The 21165-nt window shown below is 64.0% G+C and carries 21 protein-coding genes and 1 tRNA gene; 8 read left to right on the top strand and 14 right to left on the bottom strand.

Annotated features, from left to right (window positions below; all coding sequences use genetic code 11):
* The first annotated feature begins 79 nt into the window (after nucleotides 1-79).
* Nucleotides 80-862 carry an enoyl-CoA hydratase-related protein gene (locus ISS97_RS19980; RefSeq protein ID WP_379984420.1) on the top strand — a complete coding sequence of 261 codons (783 nt, stop codon included), beginning with the start codon at nucleotides 80-82 and terminating at the stop codon, nucleotides 860-862.
* Nucleotides 863-898: 36 nt separating this feature from the next.
* On the opposite strand, the gene ISS97_RS19985 is transcribed toward ISS97_RS19980, so the two are convergent.
* From ISS97_RS19985 to ISS97_RS20010, 6 genes are all read right to left on the bottom strand, one after another.
* Nucleotides 899-1831 (bottom strand): DUF1684 domain-containing protein, encoded by a 933-nt coding sequence (locus ISS97_RS19985; protein WP_379984419.1) that lies wholly within the window; start codon nucleotides 1829-1831, stop codon nucleotides 899-901.
* Nucleotides 1832-1833: 2 nt separating this feature from the next.
* The gene (locus ISS97_RS19990) at nucleotides 1834-2751 is read right to left on the bottom strand and encodes a DUF1684 domain-containing protein (protein ID WP_379984418.1); all 918 of its coding nucleotides are present in this window, start codon (nucleotides 2749-2751) and stop codon (nucleotides 1834-1836) included.
* 72 nt (nucleotides 2752-2823) lie between these two features.
* Nucleotides 2824-4671, bottom strand: coding sequence for a DNA mismatch repair endonuclease MutL (gene mutL, locus ISS97_RS19995; RefSeq protein WP_379984417.1), 1848 nt, complete (start codon nucleotides 4669-4671; stop codon nucleotides 2824-2826).
* Between the two features lie 87 nt (nucleotides 4672-4758).
* A complete protein-coding gene (locus ISS97_RS20000) occupies nucleotides 4759-6363 on the bottom strand; it encodes an N-acetylmuramoyl-L-alanine amidase (protein WP_379984416.1) in 1605 nt (534 codons plus the stop codon).
* Nucleotides 6364-6534: 171 nt separating this feature from the next.
* On the bottom strand, nucleotides 6535-7020 hold the full coding sequence (tsaE, locus tag ISS97_RS20005) for a tRNA (adenosine(37)-N6)-threonylcarbamoyltransferase complex ATPase subunit type 1 TsaE (protein WP_379984415.1): 486 nt from the start codon (nucleotides 7018-7020) through the stop codon (nucleotides 6535-6537).
* The gene (locus ISS97_RS20010; protein ID WP_379984414.1) at nucleotides 7017-8498 is read right to left on the bottom strand and encodes an NAD(P)H-hydrate dehydratase; all 1482 of its coding nucleotides are present in this window, start codon (nucleotides 8496-8498) and stop codon (nucleotides 7017-7019) included. Before ISS97_RS20010 ends, tsaE begins: the two co-directional genes overlap by 4 nt.
* 61 nt (nucleotides 8499-8559) lie before the next feature.
* On the opposite strand from ISS97_RS20010, the gene queG reads away from it, so the two are divergent.
* On the top strand, nucleotides 8560-9636 hold the full coding sequence (gene queG / locus ISS97_RS20015; protein WP_379984413.1) for a tRNA epoxyqueuosine(34) reductase QueG: 1077 nt from the start codon (nucleotides 8560-8562) through the stop codon (nucleotides 9634-9636).
* 117 nt (nucleotides 9637-9753) lie between these two features.
* On the opposite strand, the gene pgi is transcribed toward queG, so the two are convergent.
* The 6 genes from pgi to pcnB all read right to left on the bottom strand — a co-directional run bounded on the left by pgi (nucleotide 9754) and on the right by pcnB (nucleotide 15639).
* Entirely contained in the window at nucleotides 9754-11391 is a 1638-nt protein-coding gene (gene pgi, locus ISS97_RS20020; RefSeq protein WP_379984412.1) for a glucose-6-phosphate isomerase, read from the bottom strand.
* Nucleotides 11392-11561: 170 nt separating this feature from the next.
* Nucleotides 11562-11948 (bottom strand): aspartate 1-decarboxylase, encoded by a 387-nt coding sequence (panD, locus tag ISS97_RS20025; RefSeq protein WP_090450268.1) that lies wholly within the window; start codon nucleotides 11946-11948, stop codon nucleotides 11562-11564.
* A 115-nt stretch (nucleotides 11949-12063) separates the two neighbouring features.
* Nucleotides 12064-12909: a pantoate--beta-alanine ligase gene (gene panC, locus ISS97_RS20030; protein WP_379984411.1), complete on the bottom strand. Its 846-nt coding sequence runs from the start codon at nucleotides 12907-12909 to the stop codon at nucleotides 12064-12066.
* Between the two features lie 11 nt (nucleotides 12910-12920).
* Nucleotides 12921-13706, bottom strand: a complete 786-nt coding sequence (gene panB, locus ISS97_RS20035; protein WP_379984674.1) for a 3-methyl-2-oxobutanoate hydroxymethyltransferase — start codon at nucleotides 13704-13706, stop codon at nucleotides 12921-12923.
* Between the two features lie 101 nt (nucleotides 13707-13807).
* Nucleotides 13808-14290, bottom strand: coding sequence for a 2-amino-4-hydroxy-6-hydroxymethyldihydropteridine diphosphokinase (gene folK, locus ISS97_RS20040; protein ID WP_379984410.1), 483 nt, complete (start codon nucleotides 14288-14290; stop codon nucleotides 13808-13810).
* Nucleotides 14287-15639 (bottom strand): polynucleotide adenylyltransferase PcnB, encoded by a 1353-nt coding sequence (gene pcnB / locus ISS97_RS20045; protein ID WP_379984409.1) that lies wholly within the window; start codon nucleotides 15637-15639, stop codon nucleotides 14287-14289. The genes folK and pcnB overlap by 4 nt, the downstream gene beginning before the upstream one ends.
* A 165-nt stretch (nucleotides 15640-15804) precedes the next feature.
* On the opposite strand from pcnB, the gene ISS97_RS20050 reads away from it, so the two are divergent.
* Both ISS97_RS20050 and fdxA read left to right on the top strand, forming a co-directional pair.
* Nucleotides 15805-15880, top strand: a tRNA-Glu gene (locus ISS97_RS20050).
* A gap of 47 nt (nucleotides 15881-15927) precedes the next feature.
* A complete protein-coding gene (fdxA, locus tag ISS97_RS20055) occupies nucleotides 15928-16251 on the top strand; it encodes a ferredoxin FdxA (protein WP_379984408.1) in 324 nt (107 codons plus the stop codon).
* A 73-nt stretch (nucleotides 16252-16324) separates the two neighbouring features.
* Here fdxA and ISS97_RS20060 read toward each other — a convergent pair whose 3' ends face one another.
* Both ISS97_RS20060 and dapA read right to left on the bottom strand, forming a co-directional pair.
* Nucleotides 16325-16930, bottom strand: a complete 606-nt coding sequence (locus tag ISS97_RS20060) for a hypothetical protein (RefSeq protein ID WP_379984407.1) — start codon at nucleotides 16928-16930, stop codon at nucleotides 16325-16327.
* Between the two features lie 36 nt (nucleotides 16931-16966).
* On the bottom strand, nucleotides 16967-17860 hold the full coding sequence (gene dapA / locus ISS97_RS20065; RefSeq protein ID WP_379984406.1) for a 4-hydroxy-tetrahydrodipicolinate synthase: 894 nt from the start codon (nucleotides 17858-17860) through the stop codon (nucleotides 16967-16969).
* A 123-nt stretch (nucleotides 17861-17983) separates the two neighbouring features.
* On the opposite strand from dapA, the gene ISS97_RS20070 reads away from it, so the two are divergent.
* The 4 genes from ISS97_RS20070 (at nucleotide 17984) to ISS97_RS20085 (ending at nucleotide 21162) form a co-directional block, all read left to right on the top strand.
* Nucleotides 17984-18541 carry a glycine cleavage system protein R gene (locus ISS97_RS20070; protein WP_379984405.1) on the top strand — a complete coding sequence of 186 codons (558 nt, stop codon included), beginning with the start codon at nucleotides 17984-17986 and terminating at the stop codon, nucleotides 18539-18541.
* A gap of 283 nt (nucleotides 18542-18824) precedes the next feature.
* A complete protein-coding gene (locus tag ISS97_RS20075; protein WP_379984404.1) occupies nucleotides 18825-19286 on the top strand; it encodes a peroxiredoxin in 462 nt (153 codons plus the stop codon).
* A gap of 148 nt (nucleotides 19287-19434) precedes the next feature.
* Nucleotides 19435-20814, top strand: coding sequence for a PhoH family protein (locus ISS97_RS20080; protein ID WP_379984403.1), 1380 nt, complete (start codon nucleotides 19435-19437; stop codon nucleotides 20812-20814).
* A 54-nt stretch (nucleotides 20815-20868) separates the two neighbouring features.
* Nucleotides 20869-21162: a GIY-YIG nuclease family protein gene (locus ISS97_RS20085; protein WP_379984402.1), complete on the top strand. Its 294-nt coding sequence runs from the start codon at nucleotides 20869-20871 to the stop codon at nucleotides 21160-21162.
* Nucleotides 21163-21165 lie beyond the last annotated feature (3 nt).

Below are 21165 nucleotides of genomic sequence, written 5' to 3' on the forward strand. Positions count from 1 at the left end.
CTTATCGTGGCTAAGAACGTGCCGAGACCCAAAGGTTCCCGCTGCTACCATCTGAGGTTTCGATCCGCTGGAACCTGTCATGGCCTATCGCAATCTGGAAATCGGCAACCGCGGCGCGGTGCGCACCATCACGGTGAATCGCCCGGACAAACTCAATGCGCTGAATCGCGACACCCTCAACGAACTGACCCTGGCCTTTGCCCAGGCCGCGCAGGACGACGCCGTGCGCGTGGTGGTACTGGCCGGCGCCGGCGAGAAGGCCTTCGTGGCCGGCGCCGACATCAGCGAGATGAACGGCTACACCCCGGTGCAGGCCCAGGGCTTCTCCCGCGCCGGCCAACGCCTGATGAGCTCGATCGAGCGGCTGGGCAAGCCGGTGATCGCACGCATCCAGGGCTTCGCCCTCGGTGGCGGCATGGAACTGGCCATGGCCTGTCACCTGCGCATAGCCAGCGAAAAGGCCAGGTTCGGCCAGCCGGAGATCAATCTCGGCCTGATTCCCGGCTTCGGCGGCACTCAGCGCCTGTTGCGCCTGGCGGGTCGCGGCGCCGCGCTGGAACTGTGCCTTACCGGCGTGCCGATCAACGCCCAGCGTGCCTACGAACTCGGCGTGGTGACGCGGGTCACCGCACCCGAAGCTCTGGACGATGCGGTAAACACGCTGGCCGACCAGTTGGCCGCTGCTGCGCCGCTGGCCGCAGCGGGCATTCTGGATGCCGTCCTGCAAGGTGGTGAAACCACCATCGATCAGGGCCTGGAGTTCGAGACCCAGGCCTTCGCCCTCGCCTTCTCCACCGAGGACATGCGCGAAGGCACCACCGCCTTCCTGGAAAAGCGCAAGGCTGAATTCAAAGGCAAATGATCAACGAAGAACGAGGGCGCAACGGGCAACTGCCTGTTAATGCCCTGCGCCCTCGAACTTCTTCTCGCCCGCCGTGATGGCCAAGCCCAGCCGGTTCTCCGGCGGCGCCAACGGGCAGACCACGTGCGGAGTGATAGCGCATGGCGGGTTCTCCGCCAGATTGAAGTCGAGCACGACTTTGCCGTCCTTCGGCATGGCGGCATAGAGGAAACGCGCACCACCGTACGTGAACTTGCCGGCCGTGCGGTCAGTGAAAACGAAGAAGAGGCGGCCGTCCTCCTCCATCGGGATCAATGCGTAACGCTTACCGTCGCGCTCGAATACCGCCTGGCCGGTGATCGGTTCGTCGCTTTCCGCGCCAACCACGTTGACCAGCTTGAGCGTGTGCGGCGTCTCGAACGGCTGCCACTGAGCCTCGATCTTCCATGACGGGTCGATCGGAAAGTAATCGAACCCAGGGAAATGCGTACGCAAAGGCGCTGCGTTGTCCTTCACTCGGAGACCACGTCGCCCGCCGGTCTCGACCACGTAGAGGTAGCGCTCCGGGCCGAAATAGGCCCGGGTCGGCGTATGTTTCTCTTGCGCGCCCTGCGTCGACATCGACGCCGCGGTGACCGGCTTTCCGTCCACCGTAACGCTCGCCCCATCCACCGTCCGCAAGCTCACCACGCCATCGGCAGCGAGATGCAGCACACCCAGATGTGCTGGCGCGCCGGGTACCGCGAAGCGATTGTCCGGTGCAGCGCCGATCGTATTGTCGCCCTGCTCCAGCCAGCCAGAGCCGACCAGGCTGAGGTAGCCGTCCGAACGTTGCAGCGACTCGACCCGCGAAGCACGCGCCGAAGCGATCTGCTTCGCATAGTCGCCGCCCGCTTCTGCCGCACGTACCGAGATAAACGGCAGTGCGGCAAGCGACAGAACGGCAAAGATCGTACGGCAGGCGACGCGAGGAATCGACGCGGTGGCCACGCTCAGTGATGCTCGCCGCGATACTTCTTTTCGCCAGCGGTGATCGCTACGTCGAGCCGGTTTTCCGGCGGCGCCAGCGGGCACGTGGCAAAGGCCGTGAAGGCACAAGGCGGGTTGTAAGCCTTGTTGAAGTCGAGCACGACCTTGCCGTCCTTCGGCAGGGCCGCGTAGAGGAAGCGCGCGGCTCCGTAAGTCTCTTTGCCTGAGGTACGGTCAGCCAGCACGAAGAACAGTTCACCGCCCGGCTCTTCCTGGTACGGCAGCAACTCGAAGGTATGACCGTCGCGCTTGAACACCGCCTTGCCCGGTACGTCGACCTTGTCGATGGTGCCGATCACCGAGCCGATCTCCAGCTTTTGCGGCGGATCAAACGGCACCCAGTCGGCGACGACGCGCCACGAGGGGTCGACCGGGAAGTAATCGATGCCCAAAAAGTGCGCCCGCGTTTCCGCCGCGCTGTCCTTCACGCGCAGGCCCTTACGCCCGTCGCGATCGATCACATAAAAGTTGGCCGTGCCGAACGCCACCGTGGTCGGCGCTGACTCGCCAGCATGCTGATCGTCGATCAGAGTCGCCTCACGCACCGGCTTGCCATCGACCGTCGCAACGCCGTCAGCGGCAAGCTTGATATGCACTACACCGTCCTTGCCCAACTGCACCACACCCAGATGCGCGGGACCGGCCTTGAGCACGATATCGTTGTCGGCCGCACTGCCAACACGGTTATCACCCTCGCTCAGCCACTCCAGCCCGATCAGGCTCAACCAGCCGGTGGGTGCGGTGAGATTGGCGGTGCGCTTGTCGCGCCACTGCTGGATTTCCTGCGCATATGGGCCAGGTACGGTGGCGTGGCTGGTTTCGGCTTGCACGGCGACAACTCCAAGACTCAGGGCAACAACAAGGGCGGCGCGACGCAACATGGCATGGACCCGTCGGAAGACTGGGTCGAGTATGGACGTCTATTTGCCGGGGCTGCAAGCGCGGGACACGGCTCAGCGCCCGCGCAGAAACAATTTGTCCAGCTCACCGAGGCTGAGCTGGGTCCAGGTGGGACGGCCATGGTTGCACTGGCCGGAGCGCTCGGTGGCCTCCATCTCGCGCAGCAGCGCGTTCATCTCCGGCACGGTCAGGCGGCGGCCGGCGCGCACCGAACCATGGCAGGCCATGGTCGACAGCAGCTCGTTCTCCAGCTCCTGCAGGCGGCGCGAGCTGCCGTGCAGCGCGAGCTCGGCCAGCACGTCGCGACACAGTTGCGCCACGTCGGCACCTTCCAGCAAGGCAGGAATGCGCCGCACCACCACACCGGACGGGCCGCTGCGCGACAGCTCCAACCCCCATTCCGCCAAAGCGTCGGCATGTTCTTCCGCCGCGGCGGCTTCTTTCGCGCTCACGGCCACATTGAGTGGCACCAACATCATCTGCGAACGAAGATTGCTGCAGGCACGGCCGGCCTTGAGCTTTTCGTAGGTGATGCGCTCGTGTGCCGCATGCATATCGACCAGCACCAGGCCATGTGCATTCTCAGCCAGGATGTAGATGCTCTTGAGCTGAGCAATGGCGAAGCCCAGTGGAGGCGCCTCATCATCCTGTGCTGGTGGCATGGGTGAATTGGCGGCATAGACCAGCCCCGATGCAGTCTGGCCCGACGCAGTCTGGCCCGATTCGCCTAGCAAGGCCGCATAGTCAGCCAGCGGCTCATCGCGCACACCCAGGCTGAGCCGGCTCTGGCTGAATTGCCCAGACCACGCCGGCGTGGATGTTGGCGAAGCAGCGGCATACATCGCGGGCGACGCGGCCGGCATGACTGTCTCGTGCGTGGCGGGTAGCCCCACCTGCCCCGCGCGCGTTTGCGCTAGAGCTTCGTGCAGCGTGCGAAACAGGAAATCGTGCACCAGACGCTGCTCACGAAAGCGCACTTCGTGCTTGGCCGGATGCACGTTCACATCCACGCCCGCCGGGTCCAGTTCGAGATACAGCACAAACGCCGGATGCCGGCCATGGAACAGCACGTCGGCATACGCCTGACGCACGGCATGCGCCACGATGCGATCACGCACCAGTCGGCCGTTGACGTAGAAATACTGCGAATCCGCTTGCGAACGCGAGGCCGTCGGCAACCCGACCCACCCCGACAAATGTAGCCCCGCCATAGCGTGATCGATGCGCAGGCTTTGCGCCGGAAAATCCTCGCCCAGCACTTCCGCCACGCGCTGCAAAGCCGCAGCCTCATCGCGGGCCGCCTTGAGAATGCGCACCGGCTTGCCGTTGTGGCTTAGGCGGAACTCCACCGAGCCGCGCGCCAAGGCCAGTGATTTCAGCAGATCGTCGATATGCGCGAATTCCGTGCGTTCGGCACGGAGAAATTTACGACGCGCCGGTACGTTGTAGAACAAGTCGCGCACTTCCACGCTGGTGCCCTGCGGATGCTGCGCCGGACGTGCCGCCTGCACCTTGCCGCCATCCACTTCGATGCGGAAAGCCGTGTCGTGTTCGCGAGCGCGCGAAGTCAGCGCGAAGCGCGCTACCGATGACACCGAGGCCAGCGCCTCGCCACGAAAACCCATACTGGCAACATGCTCGAGATCGTCAAAGCTGCCGATCTTGCTGGTGGCATGCGAGGCCACCGCGAGCTGCAACTCTTCCGGCACGATGCCGCCGCCGTCATCGCGCACACGGATCAAACGCGACCCGCCCTGCTCGATATCCACTTCAACGCGGGTGGCTCCCGCGTCCAGACTATTCTCGACCAACTCCTTGACCACGGAAGAAGGCCGTTCAATCACTTCGCCAGCGGCAATCTGATTGATGAGTTCGGGGGGAAGCGGACGGATGGTCGACATCCGCCAAGCTTAAGACTTGTGCCCGAGGGGCGAAAGCAAAAGCGCCACCCGAAGGTGGCGCCTGCGTAACCCGATGAATGACCGCGATCAACCGGCCGGAATGGTTAACACCGTACCGGCGTGCACGGTATCGGCATTGATCCGGTTGGCGGACTTGAGCGCATTCACACTCACACCATATTGGCGGGCAATGCTGCGCAGGCTCTCGCCGCGCGTCACACGATGCAGATCACGTACATCGGCATCTGCCCGCGCCGTGGCGCTGGACTGCGATGCCTTGGGCGTCGATGCCATGGCCTGCGCTACCGCCTTGGTCGCGGCAGTCGACGTATCGTTACCGTCATCGTCACTCTTGGACGAGGCTACGGCGGTGCCATTACGGCGCGCGGCCTGCGCCGCAAACCAGGTACCCGGCGGCGGCGTGGATTCGAAATAGTTGCGCACACCACCCATCACCGCCTCGGCGAGGCGCGACTGATGCGCCGGATCGCGCAGCTTACGCTCTTCGGTCGGATTACTGATGAAGGCGGTCTCGACCAGGATCGAAGGCACGTCCGGCGAACGCAGCACCACGAAGTTGGCGCGTTCGACATAGCCGCGGTGCGTGGGACCGAGGTTACCAAGCGCCTTGAGCACGTTGCCGGCCACCGATTCGCTGGCCTGCATCGCATAACCCTGCTGCAGGTCGAGCAGCACCGCGGCAAGGCTGTCGTCCTTGTCGTCAAGCGACACGCCGCCGATCAGATCGGCGCGGTTTTCGCGATCGGCCAGCCAGCGCGCCGCTTCGCTGGTCTTGCCGCGCGGCGACAACACCCATACCGACGAACCCTTGGCATCACCGTTGACGAACGCGTCAGCGTGGATCGACACGAACAGATCGGCATTGTTCTGCCGCGCGATCTGGTAACGCTGCTTCAGCGGAATAAAGAAATCCGCGCTGCGGGTCAGCACGGCCTTCATGCCGGGCTGCTTGTTGATCTGCTCGGCCAGCTCGCGAGCCACCGCCAGCGTCACGTTCTTTTCCAGCGTGCCGCTCGGGCCGTGCGCGCCGGGATCCTCGCCGCCGTGGCCGGCATCGACCGCCACCACCACTTTGCGCTCGCCATTGAGCAGTGCCGCAGCCTGGCGCGTGGATGCCATGCCGCTCTGCGTGCTCTTGATGCTGTTCTTGGTCGGTGCCACCGGCGTCTTGATCGTCACCGGCGCCGCTACCACCGCCGGCGCGGGAGCGGACGCGGCTGGCGCCACATCGTCATCGTCCGCGTTGCGGCTGGCGGTGCTGGCGGCGGAAGAGCCGCCACCGGGATACACGTCGACCACCAGGCGATAGCCGTAATCGGCAGCCGGCTTGAGCAGGAAGCTCTTGTAGTGGGTCGAGGCGTCGACCTTGGCGACCAGTTGCAGACGACCGCCCTGCTGGCTGCTTTCCAGCCCCTTGTAGAGCCCCTGCTTGCCTGGCACGGCGAAGTCGCCGGCCAAAGCGCTGCGGTCAAGGTCAATCACCACCTGAGTGCCGTCCTGGCGGACTTTATAGTCCAGCGGACCCGACACATCGAGCACCAGACGGGTGTATTCCGGGCCGGCCCAGACGCGGGCCGACTTCACGTCAGCGGCGTTTGCGGCGCACAAAGGCGCCATAGCCAACACGGCCAGGTAGGAAAAAGAACGGAATCGAGTCGGATGTCCCCTCATGGGGCGGCATTGAAGCGCAGCACTTTCCTGAATGCAAGTGCTTTTCCCTTGAATATCCATAACCTGCAATCGTTTTGTCAGGCTGGATCCAGCTATCGGCCGCAAGCCACGCAATCGGAAGGCTTCTGCGACCAGACGGGCGGAAGCAAAAATCTCAGGAGGGATCGATACTTAGACTTGGGAGGCCACTTGGGCTGCCCTGTCCGTCAAACGTGACAGCGTGCTCGCCCCGCGTGGCGAGCACGCCTGAATCGTGGCCTGGCGGCCAAGACCAGCGTAGGCCAGATCGACAACGAGATCGGCGGCCGGCAACGCGCCCGCCCCGCGCTCCGGCCACTCCACCAGCACCACCGCCTGCGGATCCGACAGCGCATCCAGCCCAAGCCATTCCAGCTCACCGGGGTCGGCGATGCGGTAGAGATCGAGATGCCATGCCGCACGGCCACCGGCGCGATAGGACTCCACCAAGCTGTAGGTTGGACTCTTGATGCGTTCGCCGACACCAAGGGCGCGCAGCAGCGCGCGGGCGAAGCTGGTCTTGCCCGCGCCAAGGTCACCATGCAGGTAGATCACCTGCCCTCCGTCCAGCACCGCCGCTAGCTGCGTCGCGAGTGCTGTGGTGGCGGATTCTTCAGGGAGCTCCCAGTGATGGTTCATGCGTCCAGTCCGTTGAGCAGGCGACGCAGCGGCAGCAAGAGATCACTGGCCATCAGACCACGTTCGCCAGACGCCGCTGCGGCATCACCGGCGCGCGCATGCAGCCCCACACCAAGACAAGCCGCCTGCCAGGGCGTACAGCCTTGCCCGAGCAATGCCGCAATCACACCGGTGAGCAGATCGCCCATGCCGCCCGCGGCCATGCCGGGATTGCCCCACGGACAGACGGCTAGACGTCCATCTGGATCGGCCACCAGGCTACCCGCGCCTTTCAATACCACGATAGCGTGATACCGGACCGCCAACGCCCGCGCGGCGGCAAAACGATCCGCCTCTATGTCGGGAATCGCGCATTGGAGCAGACGAGCCGCCTCACCCGGATGCGGTGTCAGCACGGCAGCCTGAGAAAAAAGTCGCGGCTCACGCGCCAGCAGATTCAGGCCATCCGCATCCAGCACCAGCGGTTTGCCGGCCTCCAGTGCAGTCAGCCATAACGCATGGCCCCAGGCGGCCTGCCCCAGTCCAGGCCCCACGGCGAGCACATCGGCGCGATCCAGCAAGGGCTCGAGGGCCTGTGGCCCATCTACCGCATGCGCCATCAACTCGGGCCGCGCACTGTTCAGTGCCACCAGATTCGATTCGCGGGTGGCGACGCTGACCAAGCCAGCCCCCGCCCGCAGCGCAGCCTCCCCGCATAGCCGAATGGCCCCGGCCGTACCGCTGTCGCCACCGATCGCCAGCACGTGGCCGTTATCGCCTTTGTGCGCATGGCGGGAGCGCGGCGGCAAGGTTTGGACTTCCAACAGCGTTGAATCAGGTGACATGCCTTCCCACAGCGTTTCAGGCAGGTCCAACAGATCAAGCTCCACGTCGCCCACCTGCCCTGGTGCTCGCCCGGTATACAGACCACGCTTGGCTGCAATGAAGGTGATGGTGGCGGCTGCATCAATGGCCATGCCGGGACATTGCCCCGTATCGGCGTTCAGGCCTGATGGCACATCCAACGCCAGTACCGGCTTGCCACTCGCATTGAGTTGCGTGATCAGATGGGCAGCCTGCTCCTCGGGCGGCCGCGTCAAACCGGTGCCGTACAGCGCATCCACATGCACGTCGACATCGGATAGGGCCATCGATCCGCACCACAGACGCAGTTCGCCACCGGCTTGTTCGAAGCGCTGACGCGCGCTGGCCGCATCGCCGCGCGCCTCGTTGCTCAGCGCATACAAGTCCACCTGACAGCCCGCGTCGAGTGCCATGGCCGCCAACAAGAAACCATCGCCACCGTTGTTGCCCGGACCGCAATACACCCCGATGCGCCGTGCGGACGGCCACCGACGCCGCAAACAGGCAAACGCGGCGGCGGCCGCGCGCTGCATAAGCTCGATGCCGGGGATACCGAGCACCTCGATGGCGCGTCGATCCAGCGCTCGCACCTGGTCGACGGCATAGAGATCGTGGCTGTGCGGACGCGAAGTCATGAGGCGGGATTATAGGGGAGCTGCCTGCGGTACCGCGGATACGAGCGCCTACAATAGGCGCATGTCTTCCCTTGCCCCACCGTCCCGCGACTACGCCGCGCTTGCCAGCGACATCAAGCGCTGGGCGCGCGAGCTAGGCTTTGCTGATGCGGGGATCGCCGACACTGAACTGGGTGAGGACGAGCTTCATCTGCAGCGATGGCTCGACGATGGTCATCACGGCGAGATGGAGTACATGGCGCGCCATGGCACCAAGCGCAGCCGTCCCGCCGAACTGGAACCCGGCACGTTGCGCGTGATCTCCGTGCGCATGGATTACATCCCGCCCGGCACACGCAACGCGTGGGATGTCATCAACGACCCCAACGCGGCTTATGTAGCGCGCTATGCGCTTGGCCGCGACTATCACAAGCTGATGCGCAACCGTCTGCAGAAGCTGGCGGAGCGCATTCACGACACCATCGGCGACTTCGGTTACCGCGCCTATGTCGATTCCGCACCGGTGTTGGAGAAGGCATTGGGGCGCAACGCCGGCCTCGGCTGGATCGGCAAGCACACAGTCCTGATCAACCGCCGCGCGGGTTCCTACTTCTTCCTCGGCGAGCTTTACACCGACCTGCCCTTGCCCGTGGATCCGCCGGCCAGCGCACACTGCGGCAGTTGCCGGCGCTGCATCGACATCTGTCCGACCCAGGCCATCGTTGCGCCTTACCGGCTGGATGCGCGGCGCTGCATTTCCTATCTGACCATCGAGCTGAAAGGCAGCATTCCGGAAGAACTGCGCGCGCCGATGGGCAACCGCATCTTCGGTTGCGACGACTGCCAGCTGATCTGCCCCTGGAACAAGTTCGCACAGGATGCCGCCGAACCGGATTTCGCACCACGCCACAGCCTCGACGGCGCCAAGCTGGTGGAGCTGTTTGGCTGGAGCGAAGAGGAATTCCTCAAACGCACCGAAGGCATGGCAATTCGGCGTACCGGCTATGAAGGCTGGCTGCGCAATCTTGCGGTAGGGCTTGGCAACGCACCCACGTCAGAGGAAGTCATCACCGCCTTGCAGGCTCGCGCATCCCATTCATCGGAAATCGTGCGCGAGCATGTGGCCTGGGCGCTAGAGCGGCACGCCACCTCGTTGTAGGAGCGCACCCTGTGCGCGAAAGCCCCGCGCTAGCGGGGCCGCTTTTCTCTCGTGTGGCAAAAGCGGCCCCGCTAGCGCGGGGCTTTCGCGCACAGGGTGCGCTCCTACCGCAAGCATCTAGCCTTCGCGGCGTTCCTGGATAGCCTCGATCGATGCGCGCGTGGCCGAATCGAAATCGGTCAGGTCGTCGACCTGCCCATCCAGCGCGGGCAGGATCTGCCTCGCGATGACCTTGCCGAGTTCCACGCCCCATTGGTCGAACGCGTTGATATCCCACAGATGGCCGAGCATGAATACCTTGTGCTCGTACAACGCGATCAGCGCGCCGAGGCTTTCCGGAGTCAGCGAATCCAGCAAGATCAATGTGCTCGGACGATCGCCCGGGAAGGTGCGCTGCGCGGCCAGCACGCGGCGCGCAGCCTCGTCACCACTTTTCACTTCAGCCAGCGCTTCATCGAAGGTTTTGCCCAGCGCCAGCGCGGCCGCCTGGGCCAACAGGTTCGACAGCAATGCATCGTGGTTGCTGCGCAGCGTATGCGCCGGCCGCACCACGCCGATGAATTCCAGCGGTACCACATCCGTGCCCTGGTGCAGCGCCTGAAAATACGCGTGCTGCGCATTCGTACCCACGCTTCCCCACACCACAGCCGAGGTGGATTGCGTCGCCGGCTGTCCCTGTGATGTCACCTGCTTGCCGAGGCTCTCCATCTCCAGTTGCTGCAGGTATGAGGTGAGATCGCCAAGCAGATCCGCATAAGGCACCACGGCACGGCTGGTGGTGCCGAGCCCGTTACGGTTCCAGTACTCGATCAGGCTGAGTAGCACCGGCAGGTTTTCCTGCCACGGCGCCGTGCGGAAGTGATCGTCGATGCGTGCCGCACCTGCCAGCAAGGCACGGAAATGATCCATACCAATCGCCAGCGCCAACGACAGCCCCACCGCGGACCACAACGAGAAACGGCCGCCAACGAAATCCCACATCGGATACACGTTCGACGCCGGCACGCCCCAGCGCTCCGCCTCAGCCGTGTTGGCACTGACCGCAATGAAGTGACGGGTGGCCGCACGCGCGTCGCCCTCATAAGCGCGCACGATCCAGTCGCGCAGGACGTTGCCGTTGAGCAGCGTCTCCTGGGTAGTGAACGTCTTGGAGACCACGATCACCAGCGTGCGCTTGGGATCCAGCTGACGCATCAGCTCATGCGCGGCCTGGCCGTCCACATTGGTGAGGAAGTGGCTGCGCATGTGCGGCACATGAAACGGCGCCAGTGCGCGCACCGCCAGACGCGGACCGAGGTCCGATCCGCCGATGCCAATATTGACGACGTCGGTAATGGTGGCTGGCAGCCCCATGCTGGCCGCCTCGCCGCGCTCGATCGCCTGGATCAGGCGCTCGATGCGCTGCAGGGTCTGCTCGATTTCCTGGCGCGCTTCGCGCGGCGCCAGGGAAGGCAGATGCGAACCGCCCGCGCGCAAGGCCGTATGCAGCACGGCGCGGTGTTCGGAAGTGTTGATCGGCTCACCAGCGAACATCGCATCGCGCGCCGCCTGCCAGCCGCTGGCTTCGACATGTGCACCCAGCGCGCCGAGCGCGGGCGCATCCAGCTTCTGCCGGCTGAGATCGAGCAGGATCGGCCCGACCCGATGGCGAAGCCGCTCGCCCCGCCCCGTATCCCTCAGCAAATCGCGCAGATGCGTGCGCGAAAGACGTTCGACGTGTTCGGCCAGAAAGGACGGACTGCGCTGGGGCGACATGGGCACTCGTACGTGACGGAGGGGAGGCTCGATCTTAGAACCTCTTCAATACCTCTGAGTAGTCCATTTCTCCGCAAAATCGGCCCCCAATCGCAGGAACCAGCGCAGACTCGCCAACGCCTGGCGCACAGTGCGCGCCAGGCGAGAACCACATCAAAAAAGTGGTCTTATCAGGCTGCCGCCATCTGCTTCGGAATCGAGCGATTGGTATGCGAGATGCGGTTGTCGGCATCGACATACACCAGCGTGGGCTGGAACTGCTCCACCTCGGCCTCGGAGAGCTGGGCAAAGGCAGCGATGATGATCAGGTCGCCCGGCTGCGCGCGGTGAGCGGCACTGCCATTCACCGAAATGATGCCCGAGCCTTCTTCGGCGCGCAGCGCGTAGGTGACGAAGCGCTTGCCGTTGTTGATGTTCCAGGCATGGATCTGCTCGTACTCGCGAATGCCGGAAGCATCGAGCAACAGGCCGTCGATCGCGATCGAGCCTTCGTAGTGCAGCTCGGCGTGGGTCACCGTGGCACGGTGGATCTTGGCCTTGAGCATGTTCAGATTCATGGCATTACTTCCAACAGGAATAGCGGCAGAGGGGATTCTGCGTAGCTGACAATTATCGAGCCGCCGGCGGTATGCCCGCAATCGGGTCCGCCGGTGCGCCGGAGATGGGGCCGGATCAGTCGAAGGGCAAGTTGTCGATCAGCCGGGTGCTGCCCAGGCGGGCGGCGATCAGCGCCACCAGGCCGTCCTGATCGCCGTCGGCCGGCTCGGACAGGTCTTCGGCGCGGCGGATGGCGGTGTAGTCGGGGTCGAACCCGGCGCGGGCCAGCTTGGAGGCTGCCGCCTGCTCCACCACACGCCAGGCATGGCCTTTGGCCACCAGTTCGCGCATTTGCTGCAAGGTGGCGTAGATCTGGGGTGCCAGCGCGCGCTCGGCCACGGACAGATATTGGTTGCGCGAGCTGAGGGCAAGACCATCGTCGGCACGCAGTGTCGCGGCAGCGACCACTTTCACCGGCAACGACAGGTCGCGCACCATGCGCTCGATCACCTTGAGCTGCTGGAAGTCCTTCTGGCCGAACACCGCCACATCCGGCTGCACCAGGTTGAACAGCTTGCACACTACCGTGGCGACGCCATCGAAATGGCCGGGGCGGTGTGCGCCTTCCAGCATTTCAGTCAGCTGAGGCACGTGCAGCGACACGCTGCTGGCCGCACCGAAGGGATACATGGTGGCCACTTCGGGCGCGAACAGCAGGTCGCAGTCCTGTTCGGCTAGCCCGGCCTGATCCTGGACAAGCGTGCGCGGGTAGCGCTCGAAATCCTCGTTCGGACCGAATTGCGTGGGATTGACGAACACGCTCGCCACCACACGGTCGGTACGGGCGCGCGCCAGCTTGATCAGCGAATGGTGGCCGGCGTGCAGGTTGCCCATGGTCGGGACGAAGCCCACCGTCTGGCCCTGGGAGCGCCAGCCGCGGATCACGGCGCGCAACGCCGCTGCATCTTGCACGGTCTGCATGGAGTTTCGTCTCAGCTAAAGCAGTGTTCGGGAGCCGGGAATGCACCACTGCGCACGTCCTCGGCGTAGGCGGCAATGGCCGCCGCGACAGAGTCGCGTCCTGCGAGAAAATCCTTGCTGAACTTGGGGCGCTTGCCCGGGGTAATCCCGAGCATGTCCTGCAATACCAGCACCTGGCCGTCGCAATGCGGGCCGGCACCGATGCCGATGGTCGGAATGCCGACAGCCTTGGTGATGCGTTCGCCGAGCGAAGCGGGAATGCCTTCCAATACCAGCAGGTCAGCTCCCGCGGCCTCGACCGCCTTTGCCTCCGCCAGCAGGCGCTCGGCCGCTTCCTGTTCGCGCCCCTGGATACGGAAGCCGCCGAACTTGTGCACCGACTGCGGCGTCAGGCCGAGGTGCGCGCAGACTGGAATGACCCGCTCGGTCAACGCATGAATCACTTCAAGGATATGCGGTGAAGCGCCCTCGATCTTGACCATGGCCGCCCCACCCTCGCCCACTAGCCGCGCGCCAGCTTCAAGGGCGTGTGGCACATCGCGATCACTCATGAACGGCAGATCGGTGACCAGCAGCGACGCCGACAAACCACGCGCTACAGCCGCTGTGTGATAGACCATGTGATCCAGCGTCACCGGCAGCGTGCTGCTGTGCCCCTGCACCACCATGCCCAGCGAATCACCTACCAGGGCGATATCGACGCCTGCAACATCCAGCTGCCAGGCAAAACTGTAGTCATATGCCGTGAGCATCACGATGCGACGGCCTTCCGCCTTCATGGCACGCAGACCCGGCATGGTGACGGGCTTGCGGGCGGGAGCATTGGCGTTCTGCACGTACACGGGGATTCCTTACGGAAAGAGCAGACGGTGATTATCGGTTGCGCGACACAAAGGGCTCAAGGCAGCGCTTCGCATTCGCTGTGATCCAGCGCCGCCAGCAGCTCAGCCACGCGCCCTTGGCCGGGAATCGCCAGATCGGGCGCAAGATCATGCAGCGGCAGCAAAACAAAGGCGCGCTCAGCAATGCGTGGATGCGGCAGGGTCAACTGCGCATTGCTTAGTTGCACACCCTCCATATGCAGCAGATCGAGATCGAGCGTACGCGGCCCCCAGCGATCGCCATCGCGAACGCGGCCAGCGGCCCGCTCGATCGCCAGCAGGGACTGCAGCAAGGCGTCAGCTTTCATGGCCGTATCGATCTGCACCACGGCGTTGATGAAAGGTGGCTGCTCCAGCACGCCCCAAGGGGGCGTGCGATAGAAGCGGGAACTAGCCAGGACTTGAGTCTCCGGCAGGCGCGCGAGTGCCTCGATGGCATCCTGCAGGTACCGACGCGAATCACCGAGGTTGCTGCCCAGCGCAATGTAGGCTGTGGTCACGCGGCGCCCGATTTGCCATTCGGTTTGCGGCGTCGGCGACGCTTGCGCGGTGCCGTGCTCGCCGTCGTTGCCACCGGTGCCTCAGGCACCGCTCCCGAACCGGATAGTGCCGCGGCCAGGGTTTCGTGCGGCAACTGTTGGGCATGCGCCCACCATTCGCCCAGCTCATGGATCGCGGGTGACTCGGCAGCACGCAGCAACAGGAAATCGAACGCTGCGCGGAAGCGTGGATGCGCCATCAGGCGGAAGACGCGCTTGCGCTGCACCTGTTCAAAACGCGGTTGCAGCGACCAGATTTCTTCCATGGTGATGGTGAAGCGGCGCGGGATCGCTACACGCTGGCATTGCTCCGCCACCACGTGCGTAGCGGCGCGCGTCCAGGCAACGCTGTCCTCCACGCCCTTGACCATCCAGGCATGGGCCAAATCGCGCACTTCACCCCACAGCAGCACGGCGAACAGGAAGGCCGGTGTAACCGACTTGCCCTCGGCCACACGTGCATCGGTATTGGCGAGTCCCTGCTCGATCAGCCCGCGCAGCGCCTTGTCACCGCGCTTGAGCGCGCGTGCCGTGGCCGGCAGCAGAAACTTGAGCAGGCCGCACTGTTCGAGCATGTGGAAGCTTTTCAGGCCATGCCCGCCGAGGAACATCTTCAGCGACTCGTCGAACAGTCGCGCCGGCGCCGCATCCAGCAGCAGCGGCCCCAGTTCCTCGAACGGCGCCGCCGCGGCGGCATCGATACGAAAGTTGAGTTTGGCGGCCAGACGCGCCGCGCGCAGCATGCGCACCGGATCTTCGCGGTAGCGCGTGGCGGGGTCGCCAATCAGGTGCAGCACGCGATTTTCGACGTCCTGCATGCCGCCTACGTAATCGCGTACCGAGAAATCGCTGATGTCGTAGTACAGCGCGTTGACGCGGAAGTCGCGGCGTATGGCGTCTTCCTCGATGGTGCCCCAGACGTTGTCGCGCACGATGCGGCCATCAACAATATGCCGGTCGCCGTCGCCATCCTCTTCGCCGGTGCCGCGGAACGTAGCCACCTCGATGATCTCCTGCCCGTACACCACATGGGCCAGGCGGAAGCGGCGGCCGATCAGACGGCAATTCCGGAAAAGCTTCTTCACCTCTTCCGGCGTGGCACTGGTGGCCACGTCGAAATCCTTGGGATGCCCGCCCAGCAGCAGATCGCGCACGGCGCCGCCCACCAGATAGGCCGTGTAGCCGGCTTCGTTGAGGCGGTACAGCACGCGCAATGCGGCCTTGCTGATGTTCTTGCGCGATATCACGTGCTGCTCGCGCGGAATGATGCGCAGCGATGGCGTGGCGTCGTTCCTTGCTTTCAAGTTCAAGCGGTTTGAATCCTTGCAGCCAGAGGGCGCCGGGAGGCCGTGGCCCGCAGGCATCTGACCCGAAATGGTCGATGGCTGCGTACGGCCCGCAGGCATGAATCCGTCGTTTCGGAGGCATTGCCGCCCGAGACAATTCCGCTATACTACCGCGCTCCGGTGCTTTTCGCTCCCTTCGTCTAGTGGCCTAGGACACCGCCCTCTCAAGGCGGGAACACGAGTTCGAACCTCGTAGGGAGCGCCACTTCCCCGGCCTGAACAGGCCTTCCGGCATTTAAGGCGCGCGACAGCATGACCTTTGTCGTCACCGACAACTGCATCAAGTGCAAGTACACCGACTGCGTTGAAGTCTGCCCGGTCGATGCTTTCCACGAAGGCCCGAACTTCCTGGTGATCAATCCCGACGAGTGCATCGACTGCACCTTGTGCGAGCCGGAGTGCCCGATCAACGCGATCTACCCCGAAGACGACGTGCCCGCCGGGCAGGAAAGCTTCGTGGCATTGAACGCCGAACTCGCCAAAGACTGGCCGGTGATCACCGAGCGCAAGGATGGCCTGCCCGACGCGAAGGATTGGGAAAACAAGCCAGGCAAGCTCGAACACCTGCAGCGCTGAGTTTTACTGGATCGCCTACAAAAAAACGCCGCCCCATAGGGCGGCGTTTTTATTTGGACCTGAGGCTCAATGCTTAGCCGCCGAGACGCGACTTCAGCGTATCGACCACCTTGGCCACCGCAGCGGCATCGCCCTGCGCGCGCACTTCGCTCGCGTTCTGGCCACTGTTGCCGATGGTCAACTGCACCTGATGCGCCGACGCACCCGGCGCCGATGCCGAACTCGCCTCCGGCGCATCCTTCTTGCCGCCGCCGAACACACGGCTGAACAGACCCGGCTTGCTGGCCTTCACGGCCGAAGCGACCACGCTGAGCGTGTAGGTATGCGCCGCATCGTCATGCGCGATCACCTGGCCGATATCGCCCTGCTCCAGGGCCTGGCCGACGCGACGGTAAGCGCTGTCCACGTTGTCCGACAGCACGAAGCCGTCGGCGATCACGCCGCCGCCCCTGCCCACGCGCGCGGTGGCGCCGTTGGCGGTCGGGTTATTGGCACCCGGTTCCGGGATCACCAGCGCGGCGCTGGTCGACGGTGTATCGAGGCCAGGCGGGATCTCCAGCGGAGACTCCTGCTTGGCGGCTTCCCACGCCTTCTGCGAACGGAACATGCCGCAACCGGAAAGCAGCAAGGCGGAAAGGGCCAGGACCGGCAGGGCAACGACGAGCGGGGATTTCTTCATTGAAGTGAGATTCCGTAGAGATATCGGGCGGCCGCTTCAGGCCGCGTTTGCCAAGGATGCCAGACCCGCCAGCGTACCAGTGATGCGCGCGCGATCGGGGCCTTCTTGCAGTTCAACCAAGGGTAAGCGTAGTGCGGCCGTCCCCAGACCCAGTGACGGCAGGCCAGCTTTCACCGCAATCGGGTTCGGCGCGCAATTGAGCGCCTCCACCAGCGGGGCAAGCGCCTGGTCACAGCGCGCCGTGGCCGCCTTGTCGCCGCCGGTCGCCGCGTCGCACAGCGCGCGGAAAGCCTTGGGCGCAAGATTGGCCACCACCGAGATGGTGCCGGCCGCACCGGCCAGCATGGCCTTGCCGGCAGTACCGTCGTCACCGGACAGGTAGACGAAATCCGGACGCACAAGTTCCGCGAGGGCGTGAATGCGCTCGTCGCTGCCGATGGCTTCCTTTATGCCCACGATGGCCGGATGCTCGCGCAGCGCGGCTACCGTCTCCGGCAGCAGGTCGCAGGCGGTGCGGGTCGGCACGTTGTAGAGCAGCACCGGCAAGCCGCCCTGCTCGGCCACTTCCAGATAATGACGACGCAGGCCTTCCTGGGTCGGGCGCACGTAATAAGGGGCCACGACCAGCGCCGCATCGGCGCCGAGCGCATGAGCACGGCGGGTCAGGGCCACGGTCTTGGCCGTGGCGGCCTCGCCCGTGCCAGCGATGACCGGGATGCGTTTGGCGACTTTTTCTACGGCGAAAGCGAGCAGGCGGTCGTATTCGTCATGCTCAAGCATGTGAGCCTCACCGGTGGAACCGGCAACGACGACAGCCTGGGTCCCGCCAGCGATCTGATAATCGAGCAGGCGCCCGAAGGCATCCAGATCGAGCGCACCGTCCGCCGTGAACGGCGTTACCAGCGCGCAGATGCTTCCACGAATATTCAAGACATGCTCCGGCCTAAAGCCCAGCCCTGCATATTACTTGCGGGCTCGCAGGGGCCACAAGTAAGCTGCCTGGACGCCCGCCGCCTTCCTGCGCGGCGCGAGGCTCGCCACAGGCCCATTCTCTTGAACCGTTCTTCCGTGCGTACCGGCAACGACAACCAGCTGCTGATCCAGACGCTGACGCCATCTCCTCGCACACCCTTGCTGAGCCTGGCCCGGCGCATCGCGGATGCTGGCTGCAATCTGGCCGATGCGCGCGTCGCCACCATCGGCCCGGACACATCCCTGACGTTGCTTGCGACCGGTGCATGGGATGCCGTCGCCAAGCTGGAATCCTCACTGGCCAAACTGGCCCGCGAGGAGGATCTGCATCTGGTTCACTACCGCACCGATTCGCGCGAACAGGCCTCGCGCCTGCTGCCGTATCTGGTGGAAGTCATTTCCGCCGATCGACCGGGCATCCTGGTAAAGATCATCGATTTCTTCGACCGCCACGACATCGCCGTGGAGCAGCTCAGCTCGATGCGCTACCAGGCCATGCAGACCGGCGCGGCGATGTTCCAGGCGCAGATCACCGTGGGGATTCCCGCCGACACGCATATCGCCGCCTTGCGCGACGACTTCCTCGAGTTCTGCGACGGCCTCAATCTGGATGCCATCATGGATCCAGTGAAGTTCTGAAGCCGGTTTCGTCGAGGCCGAAAAAGCGTTTTCGGCGATCCCGCGACGGACGCCCAGCATGCCCAGCCTGCACAGCCCTTGCAAGGGCTGTTATCCGTCGCTGCACGCGCTAGTCTTGGCCTCGAGGCAACACCTGAGGACCCGCGCGCATGCAGCTTGCCGTTCGAGCGACGACCATCGCACGACGCGCCGCCCTCGTCATTTCCGCGCCGCCCGCCGGCGCCTTGTTTCCCTTCCCCGATGACATCAAGTCGGAACCGACCACGGTTCCGCAGGAGAGACCATGCCCGAAGTCGGCAAGAAAGCCCCCAAGCTCAAAGGCCTCACTGGAGACGGTAGCGAGCTGAAGCTCGACAGTCTTAAAGGCCAATGGGTGGTGGTGTACTTCTATCCCAAGGACAGCACGCCGGGTTGCACCAACGAAGCGAAAGACTTCCGCGACCTGTACCCGAAGTTCCGCAAGCGCCATGCCGAGATCGTCGGCGTCTCGCGCGACTCCGTGAAATCGCATGCCAATTTCGCGACCAAACAGGAACTGCCGTTCCCGCTGGTTTCCGACCCCGACGAAACCTGGTGCCAGGCCTTCGATGTGATCCACGAGAAGGTGCTGTATGGAAAACGTCACATGGGTGTCGTACGAAGTACCTTCCTCATCGATCCCGACGGCAGGCTGGTACAGGAATGGCGCAACGTGAAAGTCCCGGGCCACGCCCAAACCGTGCTAGACGCCATCCCCGCCAAGTGAAGTCCGTCCGCCTCATTCGTCTTCCCGCGGTGGCGCTCGACACCCGCCACCGCGCAGGACGTCTGCACTCCGGTCACTGCGACCGGAAACCCACGGCATCCCGCATGCCGCGTTTCATCCACCAGCCAGCCAGCGAGGCCCCTTCCGTATGACCGGAAGCAAGCGCATTTACGCTCTCGACACGAATGTCCTGCTGCACGACCCGACGTCGCTGTTCCGCTTCGAAGAACACGACGTCTTTATCCCCATGACAGTGCTGGAGGAGCTGGACGAAAAGAAGAAAGGCGCGTCAGAAGTCTCGCGCAACGGCCGCCAGGTCAGCCGATTCCTCAACGAACTGATCGAGCTGGGCAATGGCCATGGCATCAGCAACGGTCTTGAACTGACCAGCCCTCAAGGCATCAAGCTCAAACGCGGCGGCGCCGTGGGGCGGCTGTACTTCCAGCAGCGCACCGCCAATGGCCACGGCAAGGCGGACAACCAGATCCTGTCGTCGGTGATTGAACTGCGCGACCAGAATCCGGATCGCGCCGTGATCCTGGTCACCAAGGACATCAATCTGCGCATCAAGGCCAAGATCTACGGCATCGATGCGGAGGACTACGAGAACGATCGCGCGCTCGACGATTTCGCCCTGCTTTACACCGGCTCCACCGAGCTGCCGGAGAGTTTCTGGGATCGTCATCCGGAAGTGCAATCGTGGAACGAGCGCGGCCGCACCTTCTACAAACTCAACCGCCACGACGATGAGGACTGGCATCCGAATCAGTGCCTGTTCCTGCCTGGCGAAAACAGCGTCGAGCTGCGCGTGCTGCATGTGGACGAGGTGCAGGCCACGCTCGTGCTGCTGGACGACCACAGTCATTCCAACCACAGCGTTTGGGGTATCGCCGCGCGCAACCGCGAACAGAACTTCGCACTCAATGTGTTGATGGACCCGGACGTGGATTTCGTCACCCTGCTCGGCACCGCCGGCACCGGCAAAACCCTGCTGGCGCTTGCCGCCGGCTTGGCGCAAGTGATGGATCAGCAGCGCTATCGCGAAATCATCATGACCCGCGCCACAGTGTCGGTCGGCGAAGACATCGGTTTCCTCCCCGGTACCGAGGAAGAAAAGATGACGCCGTGGATGGGTGCGCTCACCGATAACCTCGAAGTGCTCGCCAATCCCGAGGAAGGCGGCAGCTGGGGCCGCCAGGCCACCAACGACCTGCTTGCCTCGCGCATCAAGATCCGTTCGCTCAACTTCATGCGCGGCCGCACCTTCCTCTCGCGCTACCTGATCATCGACGAGGCACAGAACCTCACGCCGAAACAGATGAAAACCCTGATCACCCGCGCCGGCCCCGGCACCAAGATCGTCTGCCTGGGCAACGTGGAACAGATCGACACGCCCTACCTCACCGAAACCACTTCCGGCCTTACGTATGCGGTGGACCGCTTCAAGAACTGGGAGCACTCGGCGCATATCACCTTGCGGCGCGGCGAGCGTTCACGACTGGCGGATTTCGCCTCGGAGGCCTTGTAAACCGCACCTAGTCCGTCATTCCGGCGCAGGCCGGAATCCAGTGGAGACCACGCCATGGATTGGCGACAACCTTGCGTCTACATGCTTGCAAGTCAGCGGAATGGGACGTTGTACATCGGCGTCACCAGCGACCTGATCAAACGCATCTGGCAACACAAGCATGATGTCGTGGATGGATTCAGCAAACGGTTCGGGGTACACACCTTGGTTTGGTACGAGCTACACGAAACCATGGAGTCGGCCATACTGCGCGAGAAGACGCTCAAAGGGTGGAGGCGGGCCTGGAAGGCTCGATTGATTGAAGGCGAGAATTCTGAGTGGCTCGACCTCTACCCAACGTTGCTGTAACTG

The organism is Dyella koreensis (assembly GCF_044904565.1).
Classification (GTDB): domain Bacteria; phylum Pseudomonadota; class Gammaproteobacteria; order Xanthomonadales; family Rhodanobacteraceae; genus Dyella_D; species Dyella_D koreensis.